General features: G+C 33.6%; 25 protein-coding genes. 23 read left to right on the plus strand and 2 right to left on the minus strand.

The features are described from left to right. Nucleotides 1–39 precede the first annotated feature (39 nt). The 5 genes from C5F49_RS04880 to C5F49_RS04900 all read left to right on the plus strand — a co-directional run bounded on the left by C5F49_RS04880 (nucleotide 40) and on the right by C5F49_RS04900 (nucleotide 4,123). Nucleotides 40–771 carry a cytochrome c biogenesis CcdA family protein gene (locus C5F49_RS04880; RefSeq protein ID WP_179361897.1) on the plus strand — a complete coding sequence of 244 codons (732 nt, stop codon included), beginning with the start codon at nucleotides 40–42 and terminating at the stop codon, nucleotides 769–771. A gap of 4 nt (nucleotides 772–775) precedes the next feature. Continuing rightward, complete coding sequence (locus tag C5F49_RS04885; protein WP_179361898.1) at nucleotides 776–1,885, plus strand: redoxin family protein; 1,110 nt, start codon at nucleotides 776–778, stop codon at nucleotides 1,883–1,885. 91 nt (nucleotides 1,886–1,976) lie between these two features. Beyond that, the gene (locus C5F49_RS04890; protein WP_179361899.1) at nucleotides 1,977–2,627 is read left to right on the plus strand and encodes a Snf7 family protein; all 651 of its coding nucleotides are present in this window, start codon (nucleotides 1,977–1,979) and stop codon (nucleotides 2,625–2,627) included. Nucleotides 2,628–2,731: 104 nt separating this feature from the next. After that, entirely contained in the window at nucleotides 2,732–3,697 is a 966-nt protein-coding gene (locus C5F49_RS04895; RefSeq protein ID WP_179361900.1) for a hypothetical protein, read from the plus strand. 60 nt (nucleotides 3,698–3,757) lie between these two features. After that, nucleotides 3,758–4,123: a hypothetical protein gene (locus C5F49_RS04900; protein WP_179361901.1), complete on the plus strand. Its 366-nt coding sequence runs from the start codon at nucleotides 3,758–3,760 to the stop codon at nucleotides 4,121–4,123. Nucleotides 4,124–4,126: 3 nt separating this feature from the next. Here C5F49_RS04900 and C5F49_RS04905 read toward each other — a convergent pair whose 3' ends face one another. Both C5F49_RS04905 and C5F49_RS04910 read right to left on the minus strand, forming a co-directional pair. Beyond that, the gene (locus tag C5F49_RS04905) at nucleotides 4,127–4,468 is read right to left on the minus strand and encodes a hypothetical protein (protein WP_179361902.1); all 342 of its coding nucleotides are present in this window, start codon (nucleotides 4,466–4,468) and stop codon (nucleotides 4,127–4,129) included. Between the two features lie 246 nt (nucleotides 4,469–4,714). After that, nucleotides 4,715–5,131, minus strand: coding sequence for a DUF371 domain-containing protein (locus tag C5F49_RS04910; protein ID WP_179361903.1), 417 nt, complete (start codon nucleotides 5,129–5,131; stop codon nucleotides 4,715–4,717). Between the two features lie 135 nt (nucleotides 5,132–5,266). Here C5F49_RS04910 and psmA point away from each other — a divergent pair, with 135 nt between their 5' ends. The 18 genes from psmA to C5F49_RS05000 all read left to right on the plus strand — a co-directional run bounded on the left by psmA (nucleotide 5,267) and on the right by C5F49_RS05000 (nucleotide 14,868). Then, nucleotides 5,267–6,004 carry an archaeal proteasome endopeptidase complex subunit alpha gene (gene psmA / locus C5F49_RS04915; RefSeq protein WP_179361904.1) on the plus strand — a complete coding sequence of 246 codons (738 nt, stop codon included), beginning with the start codon at nucleotides 5,267–5,269 and terminating at the stop codon, nucleotides 6,002–6,004. A gap of 31 nt (nucleotides 6,005–6,035) precedes the next feature. Further along, complete coding sequence (locus C5F49_RS04920) at nucleotides 6,036–6,845, plus strand: putative RNA uridine N3 methyltransferase (RefSeq protein ID WP_179361905.1); 810 nt, start codon at nucleotides 6,036–6,038, stop codon at nucleotides 6,843–6,845. A gap of 210 nt (nucleotides 6,846–7,055) precedes the next feature. After that, nucleotides 7,056–8,051, plus strand: coding sequence for a 50S ribosomal protein L3 (locus C5F49_RS04925; protein ID WP_179361906.1), 996 nt, complete (start codon nucleotides 7,056–7,058; stop codon nucleotides 8,049–8,051). Beyond that, entirely contained in the window at nucleotides 8,051–8,863 is an 813-nt protein-coding gene (rpl4p, locus tag C5F49_RS04930) for a 50S ribosomal protein L4 (RefSeq protein ID WP_179361907.1), read from the plus strand. Before C5F49_RS04925 ends, rpl4p begins: the two co-directional genes overlap by 1 nt. Beyond that, nucleotides 8,860–9,126 (plus strand): 50S ribosomal protein L23, encoded by a 267-nt coding sequence (locus C5F49_RS04935; protein ID WP_179361908.1) that lies wholly within the window; start codon nucleotides 8,860–8,862, stop codon nucleotides 9,124–9,126. The genes rpl4p and C5F49_RS04935 overlap by 4 nt, the downstream gene beginning before the upstream one ends. Nucleotides 9,127–9,170: 44 nt before the next feature. After that, entirely contained in the window at nucleotides 9,171–9,566 is a 396-nt protein-coding gene (locus C5F49_RS04940; RefSeq protein ID WP_179361909.1) for a 30S ribosomal protein S19, read from the plus strand. A 5-nt stretch (nucleotides 9,567–9,571) separates the two neighbouring features. Beyond that, nucleotides 9,572–10,030, plus strand: coding sequence for a 50S ribosomal protein L22 (locus tag C5F49_RS04945; protein WP_179361910.1), 459 nt, complete (start codon nucleotides 9,572–9,574; stop codon nucleotides 10,028–10,030). A 2-nt stretch (nucleotides 10,031–10,032) separates the two neighbouring features. Beyond that, a complete protein-coding gene (locus C5F49_RS04950; RefSeq protein ID WP_179361911.1) occupies nucleotides 10,033–10,821 on the plus strand; it encodes a 30S ribosomal protein S3 in 789 nt (262 codons plus the stop codon). Further along, nucleotides 10,818–11,024 carry a 50S ribosomal protein L29 gene (gene rpmC, locus C5F49_RS04955; RefSeq protein ID WP_179361912.1) on the plus strand — a complete coding sequence of 69 codons (207 nt, stop codon included), beginning with the start codon at nucleotides 10,818–10,820 and terminating at the stop codon, nucleotides 11,022–11,024. Before C5F49_RS04950 ends, rpmC begins: the two co-directional genes overlap by 4 nt. Further along, nucleotides 11,021–11,287 carry a ribonuclease P protein component 1 gene (locus tag C5F49_RS04960; RefSeq protein WP_179361913.1) on the plus strand — a complete coding sequence of 89 codons (267 nt, stop codon included), beginning with the start codon at nucleotides 11,021–11,023 and terminating at the stop codon, nucleotides 11,285–11,287. The genes rpmC and C5F49_RS04960 overlap by 4 nt, the downstream gene beginning before the upstream one ends. Next, nucleotides 11,284–11,607: a 30S ribosomal protein S17 gene (locus tag C5F49_RS04965; protein ID WP_179361914.1), complete on the plus strand. Its 324-nt coding sequence runs from the start codon at nucleotides 11,284–11,286 to the stop codon at nucleotides 11,605–11,607. The genes C5F49_RS04960 and C5F49_RS04965 overlap by 4 nt, the downstream gene beginning before the upstream one ends. Beyond that, nucleotides 11,607–12,029 (plus strand): 50S ribosomal protein L14, encoded by a 423-nt coding sequence (locus C5F49_RS04970; RefSeq protein ID WP_179361915.1) that lies wholly within the window; start codon nucleotides 11,607–11,609, stop codon nucleotides 12,027–12,029. Before C5F49_RS04965 ends, C5F49_RS04970 begins: the two co-directional genes overlap by 1 nt. A 4-nt stretch (nucleotides 12,030–12,033) precedes the next feature. Beyond that, nucleotides 12,034–12,501 (plus strand): 50S ribosomal protein L24, encoded by a 468-nt coding sequence (rplX, locus tag C5F49_RS04975; protein WP_179361916.1) that lies wholly within the window; start codon nucleotides 12,034–12,036, stop codon nucleotides 12,499–12,501. After that, the gene (locus tag C5F49_RS04980; RefSeq protein ID WP_179361917.1) at nucleotides 12,501–13,217 is read left to right on the plus strand and encodes a 30S ribosomal protein S4e; all 717 of its coding nucleotides are present in this window, start codon (nucleotides 12,501–12,503) and stop codon (nucleotides 13,215–13,217) included. The genes rplX and C5F49_RS04980 overlap by 1 nt, the downstream gene beginning before the upstream one ends. Nucleotides 13,218–13,221: 4 nt before the next feature. Beyond that, nucleotides 13,222–13,743, plus strand: a complete 522-nt coding sequence (locus C5F49_RS04985) for a 50S ribosomal protein L5 (RefSeq protein ID WP_179361918.1) — start codon at nucleotides 13,222–13,224, stop codon at nucleotides 13,741–13,743. Continuing rightward, a complete protein-coding gene (locus tag C5F49_RS04990) occupies nucleotides 13,743–13,922 on the plus strand; it encodes a 30S ribosomal protein S14 (RefSeq protein WP_008300270.1) in 180 nt (59 codons plus the stop codon). The genes C5F49_RS04985 and C5F49_RS04990 overlap by 1 nt, the downstream gene beginning before the upstream one ends. Before the next feature lie 6 nt (nucleotides 13,923–13,928). Beyond that, nucleotides 13,929–14,321 (plus strand): 30S ribosomal protein S8, encoded by a 393-nt coding sequence (locus C5F49_RS04995; protein ID WP_179361919.1) that lies wholly within the window; start codon nucleotides 13,929–13,931, stop codon nucleotides 14,319–14,321. After that, the gene (locus C5F49_RS05000) at nucleotides 14,311–14,868 is read left to right on the plus strand and encodes a 50S ribosomal protein L6 (protein ID WP_179361920.1); all 558 of its coding nucleotides are present in this window, start codon (nucleotides 14,311–14,313) and stop codon (nucleotides 14,866–14,868) included. The genes C5F49_RS04995 and C5F49_RS05000 overlap by 11 nt, the downstream gene beginning before the upstream one ends. Nucleotides 14,869–14,873 lie beyond the last annotated feature (5 nt).

A 14,873-nucleotide genomic window follows, 5' to 3' on the forward strand; every position in this document is an offset into this window, starting at 1 on the left:
TGGAAGAAGGCTTTAAAGCAAAAATTGTAAATTTAGAACATGGCAGATCCTACTATTTTTGTAGCAGTACTTGCAGGTTTGGGTTCATTTGTTGCGCCTTGTATCTTACCCATGATCCCAGCTTTTCTAGCTTATATCTCAGGTACAACTGTAACTGAATTAGGTTCCAAAAACGGAACTGTTCTCTCAATTAATAGAGCAAATATTATTCTAAACACAATATTTTTTGTATTAGGCTTTTCAGTAGTGTTTTCCATACTAGGAGTTTTAATCAACAGTGTTCTTTCTAGTGCGGCAAGCAATTTTACAGAAAGTCTGAACATGATAGGAGGCGTCATCATCGTTTCATTTGGAATATTTTTGTTATTATCTACAAAAATTCGGGCATTAAATGTAGAAAAGAAGTTTTTTCCTAAAAATTCAAAATCAAGTTATCCAATGTCATTTGTGTTTGGGTTAGCATTTGCTGCGGGATGGACACCATGTGTTGGTCCAATACTTGGAACGATTCTTACTTTAGCTGCAACTACACCATCAATTTCATTTAGTTTGTTGTTAGCATATTCATTAGGATTAGGAATTCCATTTATTTTGATAGGAATCTTTTTTTCTAGAGCCACAAGGATAATTCGTTCAATGTCAAAACATCTAAAATACTATAATGTAATTTTAGGTGCATTCATTATTATTTTAGGGATTTTGGTATTTACAAATCAACTTGCATATATTGCAAATTTTCCACTTCTTAACGAGTTGGTACTCCTAGGGTGATTTAATGAATTCAGAAATTAAAACAGGGATAATTTTCGGAATCATCATAGCTGCAGGATTAGGAGTTGTAGGAGTAATTTTCTCATCATTGGATCAAGATGTGCAATCATCTACCACATTCACAGATATGAATTCACTTTCAGAAATTGACAAATCAGGATTTAAAAAAGCACCAAAATTAGTAGGGATTGCCAATCATCTTAACACCACACCAGAAGAATTATCTAAAGAGATAGAAGACAAGGTTGTTCTGTATGATATTTGGACTTATAGTTGCATCAATTGCATCAGAACATTACCATACATTACTGCATGGGATGACAAATATTCTGATCAAGGATTACTAATTGTAGGAATTCATTCACCTGAATTTGAATTTGAGAAAGATCCCAAAAATGTTCAAATTGCCATTGACAAATATGGAATAGAATATCCTGTTGTATTAGATAATGATATGGAAACTTGGAAAGCTTTTGAAAATAGATATTGGCCAAGAAAATACATTGCAGATCATGAAGGATACATCAGATATGATCATATTGGAGAGGGCAGCTATCAAGAAACTGAAAAAGTTATTCAGAAATTATTAGAAGAACGATCCACATCATTAGGAATTCAGATGACATCAACAACATCTCTTGTAGATATTGAAGAGTTTGAACATACAATATTTAGAACTCCTGAACTGTATTTTGGTTACAAGTTTGCACAAAATAGAAATCAATTAGGTAGTGAAGAAGGATTTCATCCAGGGAAAACTATATCATATTCTGAACCAGAAAACATAGACTTGCATAAATTCTACCCAATAGGAGATTGGAAGAATTATGATGACAGTATGAAATTAATCTCCGAAACAGGGACTATCAAGTTACTTTACAATGCCAAAGAAGTAAACATTGTAACTGAGAATTCAGCAGAATTGGAAATATTTTTGGATGGAGAACCAGTATCATCAGAATATGCAGGCAAAGATATTGCCGATAACAATATTGTACATGTAACAGAGCCAGGATTGTACAATATTATCAATAGTGACATGAGTTCTAGTCACCTTATGGAGATCAAAGTGGAAGGAAGTGGATTTCAGATATTCACATTTACTTTTGGATAGTGTAACTGCTCACTTGTGTAACTCCAGTGACACCACATACAGTGACAACTCTATTTAAAACAAAAAAAACAACTATAATTTGGATAAAGGTATGATTAGTAACTCTTGGAACAAAACAGAAGGAGAAAGTATCTCTCAAAGAGTTATGGGAAAAGTAAAGCCAGATGAGCCGCTAAAAAACAAGATTGACTTTGCACAAAAAAAATTACAATTCCAGATTTCAAAATTAGAAGGAATTAATGAAAAATTACGGATAAAACATGATAAGATTTTTGAAAAAATAGTAAATGCACAAAGAAACAACAAACCTGCATACGCTCAGGCATACGCAGGGGAATTAACTCAAGTTAGAAAAATGAAGAACATGGTAGGCGGAGCAAAGCTATCCATGGAACAAGTCAAACTCAGATTAGATACAGTTTCAGAATTAGGAGATGTAGTAGTAACACTCAGTCCATGTATGGCAATAATCAAAGGTCTAAGTCCATCGCTAAATGGAATTATGCCAGAAGCAAATGCATCAATGCAAGATTTGTCACAAATACTAGGAGATGTAATGTCTGGTTCATCAGTAGGAATTGGAGATAGTATGAGTATGGTGCCAGATACAAACGCAGACACATTAGCTATTCTTGAGGAAGCACACAGTGTAATTGCAGGACAAACAAAGTCCACAATTCCAGATATACCAGATTCACTCAAACAGCAAATTGTTGAGAAAAAAACAGATATCTTCATCTAGAATTACAAAAAATAACTAATTACAATTCTTAATCTCTAGAATATGAACATGTAAAATATAACAATAAAGAAACATTTTAAACTAAATTAGAAATCATTCATGTAATGAACAAAATTGCATTAGTGATTTTATCCATAATTATTTTAGGAAGTTCACCATTAGCTTTTGCAGATTCTGATAAAGATTCAAAATTAGAATTTGCAGGAACACTTGAAGAAACACTAGGACATTTTTGGGCATTAGAGATGAATCTTGATGAAAATAATTCTGAATTAGCATTAGTTCATGCAACACATCCAATTGCAGAATTATTTGAAACTATGAGTGTCCATTTAGAAGACAATCCTGAATTCAAAGCAAAACTTGAACAAACTTTGTTGGAATTAAAAGATAAAGCAAGTACAAAGGTAAGTAGAAGCATTGCACAATCTGCAATCGAAGATGCAAAAGACATCATCCAAGAGGCAAGAGACATTGTAGTTGGAGATGAACTTAGTAACGATCCATCATTTAAAGCACAATTAATCAATGGTTTACTTGAAACATCCAAAGTCGAATACAAAGAAGCTATCGATGATGGCGACATTGTAGAAATGGCAGAATTTCAAGATGGTTCAGCATTCATTTGGAGATCACAACAAATCTTCGAAGAAGTACGAAATGATATTGAAAATTCTGGAGATGTCGATGATACATATGGAGAAATTTGGTTTGCATATGATCAAAGAGCAGATCCATCAGAAGTCATACAATTAGTAGATGCAATCATAGAAGAATTTGAAATTCTAAGTGGAATGGAATCTACAGACTCTAAACATATGGAAGAGGTTTTTGGAAGTGATTCATCAATAATTGTAGAATTAGATGAAACTTTATCCATGGATACTAATGATCCAAATAAGATAGATGGAACAACTTTAGCCCCATTAAAACAAATTAGTGAAGGTGTTCAACCTGAAAGCGTTCAATGTAAAGAATCACTGGAGTTAATTTTCAAATATTCTGGAGAACCAGCTTGTGTTAAAGCATCTAGTGTTAAAAAATTAGTTAATTGGGGATGGACCCAATAACATATTTTATTTTTAGAAGTTTTTAGCAATAGTAAATAAGAATAATAAATTCATGATGTTATGCCTGCCAATGGTCCTGTAAGCTTGACAAGACAAACAATCTATTGTTTCATTCCAATTTTGAATTGGTATGCTGCTTACAACATAAGAAAATTTAGAAAATATCTTTTGATAGTAATAATAGTAGAATTATCATTAGGTGCAATGTATGCTAGTTTAATTCCAGAATATGATATAACTGGAATCAACAAAGATGGTATTTCTGAAGACATTAATGATTTAGAAATTAATTGGACAGAAATGATATTTAGAACAGATCATCCATCAGGATTACCAATATTCTTACTAATTCTAATAGTAGAATACAGCATAACAGTATTTCTTATTCGTAAATGGTCGAATCAATGGAATAATCAATTCAAATAGAAATTATTTAGATTTCTTTTTGCTTTTTTGAATTAAAATTTTCTTTATTCTAGAGATTGTAGGATAACTATACCCACGTCTACGATAATTAGCAATCATCATCTTCCAATTTTTTAATCTCCACTGGGCCTGCTCAGTAGTAACAGAGTGAACTTCTTTCTGAATAATACTTTTTCTTCCCACTTTAAGAGTACCAGCATCTTTAGCAGACCATCTATTTTTTGCAAATTTTAAACCAGAAAGGATTTCTTTTACAGGCATATCTTTGAAATATTCTTTTAATTTCTTTAATTCGACATCAGTGGGAATTTTAGAAATTGGTAATTCTATTGTAGGTTTTACCACAATAAGAAATCCAATTCATGCTTTAAGAGAATCATGCTAAAGTAGAATTAACTAAAACAGGAAATTGTGTTAAGAAATCCAATAGATCTAACAATTAAGCGGAATGTTTGAATTTTTGCAGATTGTCATATACATGCCTACTCCAATTACAATTGCTGCAAATGTTGCCAATGGAACTAGAAGAAAGATATTTGTTTTAAGACCCATAGGGATGATCAAAGTTTCATCTATAAAATTGTGACAATATCATTCAACTGCAATAGTAAATGTACCTAGAGTTTTTGGATCTTGTAATTGCTTCACCATACTCCTAGGTAGTAAATCAGATGCCTTGTCACATTTTATTGCAAGTGTACGTGGACAGATAAAATCACTTTTCCTAATTACGATATCATCAGAATGAGATAAAATAAGTTCAGGATGCCCTTTACCTTCAATTACAAAGTTTTCATCTCCAACTTTAATTGAAAAAGTTACTTTAGAATCAGGATTTTTGAGTTTAGTTTTCAATTCTTCAGGTAAATCTGCACAACCAGATTTTGCATTTACACCAATAATACAATCTCCTCGAAGAGTCAGATGTGAATCTTTTGTAATTTCAATAGTTTTTTGATGGTTTGAACGAATATTTTCATGACCTGAAAATCCTATTTCAAATTTCATATGTCCCTCATGAATTCAGTTTCAAATTAAGGTTTGATTAGTAAAAATCAAAACAAAACCAGGCTCCGATCAATGCAGTATTTACTCTCAATTATGGGCATGGTTTAAATTGTATAATCAAAGCATTGCAATCAAATGCTTCCTGCACAACAAGGTTACGATAGAGCAATTACAGTATTCTCACCAGACGGTAGACTATACCAAGTGGAATATGCTATTGAAACTGTAAGAAGAGGAACAATTGCTGTCGGAGTAAAATGCAAAGACGGTATTGTTATTGCAGTGGAAGAAAAACCAAGAAAATTACAAATTTCAGAAACTGCTCAAAAGATTTTCCAAATTGATGATCATGTAGGAGTTGCAGCAGCAGGATATATTCCAGATGCTAGAAGTCAGGTAGACAATGCAAGATTCTTTTCACAAAGTAACAAGATGATTTATGATGAGCCAGTGGAAGTCGAGACAATTGCTAAACACTTAGCTGATCAATGTCAACAATATACTCAATATGCAGGTGTAAGACCATATGGTGTTGCACTAATTCTAGGTGGAGTTGTAAACAACACACCACAATTGTATCTAACAGACCCTAGTGGAACATACATCTCTTATGATGCAATAGCAATTGGTTCTGGTTCTGATCAAGTAACTGACTTTTTAGAGAAAACATACAAAGAAGATCTTTCACTTGATGATGCTGCAATATTAGCTTCTGCAGGAATTTATCTTTCAAGTGAAGATAAAGAAGGAACAAACCATATCAGAATGGCATGCATCAAAAAAGAAACAGGGTTGTATGAATTAGTATCAGATGAACAGATTACAAAATATGCAACTGAAGCTAAAACAAAATACCCACACGAGCAAAAATAATTATTTTAAGGGCCTGAGAGATTAAATTACATTGAAATTATCTGTTGCAATTCCCGAGTCTGCATTATCAGATGAATCCCTTAAAATTGATAAAACTAGAAAAATTTCTGTTCTAGCAAGAGCTTGTGCAATTTTTAAAATCGATACAATCTACATCTATCAAGAAGGAAATAAAAAAACAGATCCAGGATTAATGGTAATGATTCTAAGATATTTAGAAACACCACAATTTTTGAGAAGAAGATTATTTCCAAAGATGAATGATTTAAAATTTGCAGGAGTTTTACATCCATTAAAAATTCCAAGTCACAACACACCAGTTAATTCTAAAAAAATTAAAGCTGGAGACATTAGAGAAGGAATTGTAGTAAGTTCAAAGGGAGAAAAATTTGTAGATGTTGGAATTAACCAATTGATTCGATATTATGGGAACAACACCACAAATGGAAAAAGAGTTACGATTAAATTCAAAGAAGGTTATCCTAAACTTTCAATCAAAGATATCGATAAAAGTGAAGTTCCAGAGTATTGGGGATACTCAGTAAAAGAGCGAGCAAATTTGTTTTCCATACTATCAGAATGGAAAGGAAACATCATCATAACATCAAGAAAAGGGAAACCAGTATCCAATGAACAGTTATCAAAATATACAAAATCAGATGAACATACCCTAGTTGTATTTGGATCTCCTGAGAAAGGAGTTCATGAAATAATTGGTGGACGAATGAATAAAGTTCAAAATGCAAAATCAATTAACTTTTTCCCAAATCAAGCAACTGAAACTGTACGTCTAGAAGAAGCATTGTTAGGAACATTGGCAATACTTAACGCCAATAATTAATCAAAAATGCCTGAAAGAAAAAATTTTTTGTTACTTGCAATTGGTTTAGGAGTATTAGGGATCATTATCGGAGGATACACAATTTGGAATGCGGCCTCAGAATTAATTTCCCCATAACAAATTAGGCATAGTTGGTTAACCTAATTTTTTTTAGTGGTTAACGATATCTCACATGGTTTAATAGAGGGAAATCGATGATGCGATTTAGTCATGGGAGCTCGAAAAAGACACCAACCACGTAGAGGAAGTCTAGCATACTCACGTAGAGTTCGTGCAAAGACAATGGAGGCAAGAATTAGAGCTTGGCCATCAAGATCATCTTCAGAAGAACCAAAGATTTTGGCACACTGCGGTTTCAAAGCAGGTTGTGTTCAAATTGTCAGTATCGATGACCGTGATAAAGTTCCAAACGCAGGAAAACAATTGGTAAGTTTAGGAACAGTACTAGTAACACCACCAGTGTTAATTTTAGGAATCAGAGGATATTCAAAAGATCATGATGGTAAACATGCAGAGTTTGATGTGTATGCAGAAGACATTCCAAAAAACATTGCCAAAGAAATTACAATTAAAAATATTGCAGGATCAATGGAGAATGCAGAAACAAGATTAAAAAGAATTAAAGAAATTTATGCAATTGTTGCAGTTTCTCCAAGAGCAGCAGGATTAGAAATGAAGAAACCATATATTTTTGAAGCAATGGTAAGTGGAGGAGACATTGCAAAACAATTTGCACATGTCAAAGAACATTTAGGTAAAGAAATTAAAATTGATCAAATCTTTGAAACAGGTTCAACTGTAGATGTTGCAGCTATTACTAAAGGTCATGGATGGCAAGGTACAATGAGAAGATGGGGTGTAAAAAAGAAACAACACAAATCAAGAAAGACAGTTAGAGAAGTTGGTTCATTAGGTCCCATCTCACCACAAAGTGTCATGTACACAGTTCCAAGATCAGGACAAACAGGATTCCATCAAAGAGTAGAATACGATAAACGAATTATGATCATGGGCAATACAGAATCAGATGAAATTAAAATTAATCCAGATGGCGGATACAAACATTTTGGATTAGTTAAAGGTGACTTCATAATTCTAAAGGGTTCAGTCCCTGGAACTTACAAGAGATTAATCAAACTTAGAAGTCAAATCAGAAATGCACCAGTTAAAGTCAATAAACCAAACATCTTGGAGGTTGTAGTATAATGAAGACATCAACTTACACAACAACTGGAACTAAGGATACAGAAATTGAATTGCCAATAATATTCTCAACTCCATTTAGAAAAGATCTAATTCACAAAGCTGTTACTAATTTAACATCTCATAAATTCCAAAGACAAGGAAGAAAACCAATGGCAGGTATGGATGTAGTTGCAGATTCAAACGATCCTCCAACAGGTCAAGGTGTATCTCGTGTTGCAAGAATGCAAGGTGGGGGCGGTGGAAGACAAGGACAAGGTGCAGAAGTCGCATCAACTAGAGGCGGAAGACAAGCACATCCACCAATTGTAGAAAAAGTGATTTTTAAGAAATTAAATAAAAAAGAGAACAAACTAGCATTATGTTCTGCAATTGCAGCAACAGCATCAAAAGATCTTGTTGAACTTAGAGGTCACAAAGTAAAAGGAATAGAATCATTCCCAATCATAGTATCAGATGATATTGAAAATATTTCTAAAACAAGTGAAATCACCAAAGTGCTAGATGCATTGAAATTAACACAAGATGTCAAAAGATTAAACGCAAGAAAACCACGTTCTGGACAATCAAGACTTAGAGGCAGAACCAAGAAAATAGGCAAAAGTGTTTTGTTTGTAACTGCAAATTCAACAAATCTCTCACAAGCAACAGGTGCATTACCAGGCGTAGAAGTAAGAAATGTCAAAGACTTGAGTGTGTTAGATTTAGCCCCAGGTTCTGATCCAATTAGATTAACAGTATATTCCAAATCTGCAATAGAGGAGATTGGAAAAATAAAATCAACACATCTCGAAGTAATGGTGAAAACACAATGAATGTAGATCAAGCAATGAAAATTATCATAAAGCCGTACATTACGGAAAAGACCTTTGCAATGGTTGAGAATGAAAGTAAAATTTGTTTCATAGTAGAAATATCCGCAAATAAATCAGAAATTTCAGAAGCAGTAAAGACACTCTATAATCAAAATGTCAAAAAAGTAAACACTGCAAGAACAATTTACGGCAAAAAAGCTTATGTTCAGTTTGAAAATACCGAAAAAGCCAGAGATTTGGCAACAAAGATAGGAATGCTCTAATATGGACCATAGAACTCGAAGAATACTAACAGAGGAGAATAGAGATGGTTAAAGAATTTTTATACAGAGGCATTCCAAAAGAGGAACTAGATAGTTTATCGCTAGAAAAATTATTCTTGTTATTTAATTCCAGACAAAGACGATCACTTACCAGAGGGATCACTGATGGAAAAAGAAAATTGATTGAAGAAATTAAAGCTGCAAAAGCAGGTAAATTAAAAAATCCTATCAAAACTCATGTAAGAGATTTGATTGTTCTACCATACATGGTAGGCATTACAGTAAACACATTCTCCGGAAAAGAATTCCAACCAGTTACAATAACAACTGAAATGATTGGACATTATTTGGGAGAATATGTAATAACGAACAAGAAGGTTTCACATGGTGCCCCAGGTGTGGGTGCATCAAGATCCAGCCTTTACGTGCCATTAAAGTGATTATTATGGGTAGATTCAATTACGCTTTCCAAAATTATGACCCAACTAGACACGTACGTTCATCACTACGTGAAAAAGATATCTCTCACAAACATGCACGTGAAGTTGCAGTCTCAATCAAAGGACTATCAATTGAAAAAGCAAGAGACTATCTTATTGCAGTAATTAACAAAAAAAGAGCAGTACCATTTGGAAGATACAAAAACCAAGTAGCACATAGACCTGACCCAGGAGTAATGTCTGGACGTTATCCACAAAAAACTGCAAAAGAGTTCATCAAAGTTTTAGATAATTTAGAATCAAATGCAGAATACAAAGGAATGGATTTAGATAGATTAAGAATTGTAAACGCAACTGTTCACAAAGGAGTAGTTGTTAAAAGATTCATCCCAAGAGCAATGGGAAGAGCAACTCCAAAGAACAATGTATTAACTCATGTAGAATTGGTGGCAAAGGAGATTTAGAAATGTCAGCTGTAAAAAATGTAATTAAAGATAACTACAACATGATGTTACTCAAAGATTATCTCAGAGAGGCAATCAAAGATGCAGGTTTTTCACATGCAGAGATTTCAAAAACACCAGTTGGTACTAGAGTTGCATTACATGTAACAAGACCTGGAATTGTAATCGGAAGAAAAGGTTCAGGAATTAGAGCACTAACAGAAAAACTTGCAACAGACTTTGGATTAAAAAACCCACAAATTTCAGTAGTTGAAATTGAAAAACCAGAATTAGCTCCTAGTGTAATGTGTAATAGAATGGCATCACATTTGGAAAGAGGAACAGCATTTAGAAGAGCAACCATGTGGACACTAAAACAAATTATGGAAGGTGGTGCAATGGGCGTTCAAATTACAATTTCAGGAAAACTTAGAGGTGACCGTTCAGCATTTGAGAAACACACCCAAGGAATTTTACCAAGAGCAGGACACCATGCAGAGATTATTGTTGATGAAGACATTGCACACGTAAAAACAGCAATGGGATTAATTGGAGTTAGAATTAGAATTGCTAAAAAAGAAAAACTCATTCCAGAATTTGAAATGAGAACTGAAAAAGCCATGAAAGCAAATGCAGTAAAAGAAGAGAAAACCAGAGTTGAAGAAATCGATGTTGAAGGTGCTAAAGTTGAAGTGATTAAAGCACAAGGCAAAAAAGACGATGCAAAATCAGAATCAGAAAGAATTGCACTTGAAGCAAAGAAAATGGAAACACTTGAAACATTAGAAGAAGAGGAGGCCAAATTGAAATGACCAGACTCAGTATGAAGACAATTAAACAATTAAACGAAAAAGATCTTAAAGGTAAAATTCAAGAAACACGCAGTGAACTTGCCAAACTTAGAATTGATGGTTCTAAAGGAACATTGAGAAAAGAGAGTGGAAAACTAAAACCATTACGACATGACATTGCAAGAATGCTTACAAGATTAACTGAGATGAGGAAAGAGAAATGATTACTGCAGACAATATAACATCACATGAATTCATAGGATTAGATACAGAGATCATTCAATCCACCAACTCTCAAGTAGTAGGATTAAATGGAAGAATTACCAATGAAACAAAATCAATGTTTACAATAAACACAGAAAATGGTTCAAAATCCATTGCAAAATCAACCAACAGTTGGAAATTTTCCATTCAAGGCAAGGATGTAATAGTTAAAGGCACAAAAATTGCAAAAAGATCATTTGATAGAATTGGAGGAAGAGCATGACTCAAAATATAGGATTAAAAGTTAAAGAACCAACCAGAGAATGTGAAGACAGACATTGTCCATTCCACGGCGGATTATCAATTAGAGGAAAACTCTTTGATGGTAAAGTAACAGGAGCCAAAGCAAAACAAACCATCACATTACAAAAAGATGCACCAATTTACTTTAGTAAATTTAAGAGATATGCAAGGGGTACAAGTACAATTCACGCACATGTACCAGGCTGCATAGATGTTGAAGCAGGAGATCATGTCTTAACTGCAGAATGCAGACCAATCTCAAAATCAGTATCATATGTTGTTGTGGAGGTTAAGGCATAATGGCAAAGCAAGCAGGTAAAGGAGTAGAAGAATTTAGACCATACGTTACCAAAGTAATCCCAATCGGTGCAAACATTGTATGTGCAGATAACTCTGGCGCTAAAATTTTAGAAGTAATCAATGTTCCAAGACATAAAACAAGATCATCAAGACTTGCATCAGCATCTGTTGGTGACTTTTGTAATGTTGTAGTTAAGAAAGGTCCTGCAGAATTGAGGAAACAAGTGTATGGCGCAGTAATTATTAGACAAAAATATGCAGTTAGAAGATTAAATGGTGTAAGAGTTTGTTTCGAAGATAATGCAGCAGTGCTAATAACTCCAGAAGGGGAAACTAAAGGAACAGACATCAAAGGACCAGTTGCAGCAGAAGCTACAGAAAAATGGCCAAGAGTAGCTAACTTGGCATCAATGGTGGTATAATAAAATGAAACCAACTAAAATGCGCAATCAGATGATTTATCAGGCAACATACAAAACTAAAAGTAAACAACTGGGAAGTGCACTTTCAAAAGATCTTCATAAAAAATATGGTAAAAGAAGTGTAAGAGTAGTCGAAGGAGACAGCGTTACAATTCTAAGAGGAGAATTCAAAGGAGTTGATGGTAAAATAGCTAAAATATCTACACAAAAAAGCAGTGTTGCAATTGAAGGAGTAAAGAAAGAAAAAACTAAAGGGGAAAAATTTGACGTTTACATTCACACATCTAATCTAGTAGTTACTTCATTAAACACAGTAGACAAATGGAGAATTGCAAAACTAGAAGGAAAAGATCCTAGAAAACAACCAAAAACAGAAAAAGTATCTACTGAAACAAAAACAGAGCCTGTAAAAGTTGCCCCTAAAGAAACAAAAGTAGCAGAAAAAGCCAAAAAAGAGGAAGATGATAATTAATGGTAAGTATAGCAGGTAGTAAGAAACTCAAACGTCAAATGGCCCCACAGTTCTGGGGAATTGGCAGAAAAGAAAAACGATTTGTAATTACAGTAAAACCAGGTTCACATAAAAAAAGTTTCTCAGTTCCTACAGCAGTATTTCTTAGAGACATGCTAAGTATTGTCACTAGTCTAAGAGAAGCTAAAGCATCAATTTATTCTGGAAGAGTAAAAATTGATGGGGTTGTTAGAAAATCACTTCACCATTCAATTGGATTAATGGATGTTGTAGAACTAACAGATGTATCAGATATTTATCGTCTAGTTCCAACTGAAGACAAATTACTAAAACCAATTAAAATCAACGAATCAGAAAAATCTAAAAAACTTGTTAGAGTTACCACTAAAACTACACTCAACAAAGGAAAATTGCAAATTGGATTCCATGACGGACGTTCAATTATTTCAGATACCAAAGTAAATGTTGGCGATGCATGTTTAATTCAAGTTCCAGAACAAAAAATTCTTGAAGTAATTAAATTAGAAACAGGAATTCAAGGGCTAGTTACAAGAGGAAACAACGCAGGACAAATTGGTAAAATCGAATCAATTGAAGAAGGGACATTCATTCTTCCTAAAAGAGTCATCCTTACATTAGGAGATAGAAAAATCGAAATTCCTGCAGACATCATAATGCCAATTGGAAAACAGGAGCCAATAATTCAATTAAAGTGATCTTATGTCTCAAGTAACACAATCCCCAATGAAAAAAATCTCTTTAGAGAAAATTGTTCTAAACATGGGTTTAGGCAAATCCGGAGATGTAATTACCACAGCACAAGTTGCATTAGAACAAATCTCTGGAAAAAAACCATCAACACGTAATGCAAAAGCAGCATACAGAGATTGGGGAGTAAGAAAAGGCGAACCAATAGGAGTTGCAGTTACAATTCGTGGAGAAGATGCTGTTGCATTATTGAAAAGATTACTTGAAGCTAAAGGTAATGCAATAAACGGAAAATCATTTGATAATTTTGGAAACTTTTCATTTGGAATTAATGAACACATCGATATTCCAGGAGTAAAATATGATCCACAAGTTGGAATTTTAGGATTAGGGATTTCAATTACATTAACTAGACCAGGATATGGAATTAGAACTCGAAGTAAACACAAAGCTAGAGTTGGAAAAACTCACGTTATCAAAAGTCAAGAAGCAAAAGATTATCTAGAAAAAGAATTTGGAGTGACTATAACATAATGGCAAAAGATAGATCATACGAAGCAACAGGAAGAAAAAAACACGACTTTGGTAGAGGTTCCAGATGGTGTAAAAGATGTGGAGATTATACAGCAGTTATTCAAAAATATGATTTAATGTTATGCAGACGATGCTTCAGAGAAGTAGCAACATCTTTAGGGTTCAGGAAAAATAAGTGATATAATATGCCAGCAACAAACATCTTAGCAAATCTATTTGTCACACTTTACAATAATGAAGCAAGAAGAAAATCAGATTGTATCATTCTTCCAACATCAAAACTAGGTATTGAAGTTCTAAAAACACTTCAAAAAGATGGATACATTGGCGAATTTGAGCATATTGACGATAAAAGAGGCGGAAAATTCAAAATTAAACTATTAGCAAAAATTACAAAATGTGGAGCAATTTCCCCAAGATTCAAAGTAAAAACTGATGAATACAATAGTTGGGAGCAACAATATTTGCCCGCATATGACAGAGGAATGCTTTTGGTAACAACTAACCAAGGAGTAATGTCACATCATGATGCAGCAACTAAAGGAATTGGAGGATTTTTGATAGGTTATGTCTACTGAGCAACTAGAAAAATTCCAAGATCAAGTGGATATTCCAGAAGGAGTCACAGTTACTTTAAAGAAACACATGTTGCACTTTGTAGGACCCCTAGGTAAAACTCACAAAAGTTTTAGAACCATACCAGTAAACATCAAAATCGAAGAAAACAAGATTCTCCTATCCACAATTGAACAAAAAAAGAGAGATTATGCAATATTACACACTGCAAGATCAATTATTAGAAATATTTGTGAAGGTCTAGTTACTGGATATACAATAAAAATGAAAATTGTGTTTTCTCACTTTCCAATCACTGTCAAAGTAGATGGAAAGTCAATCATAATTGAAAATTTCCAAGGAGAGCGAGCTCCAAGATTAACACATATTGTTGGAAACACCAAAGTAGTTCCAAAAGGAGAAGATGTTATTCTTACAGGGGAAGTGTGGACAGATATTACACAAACAGCTGCCAATATAGAATTAAGATCCAAAGTAAAAAACAAAGATCATAGAGTGTTCCTTGATGGTATCTATTCATTTGAAAAGAAAAAAGGCATAGAAAAGTAAAATCA

This window comes from Nitrosopumilus oxyclinae (assembly GCF_013407165.1).
Taxonomy (GTDB): Archaea; Thermoproteota; Nitrososphaeria; order Nitrososphaerales; family Nitrosopumilaceae; genus Nitrosopumilus; species Nitrosopumilus oxyclinae.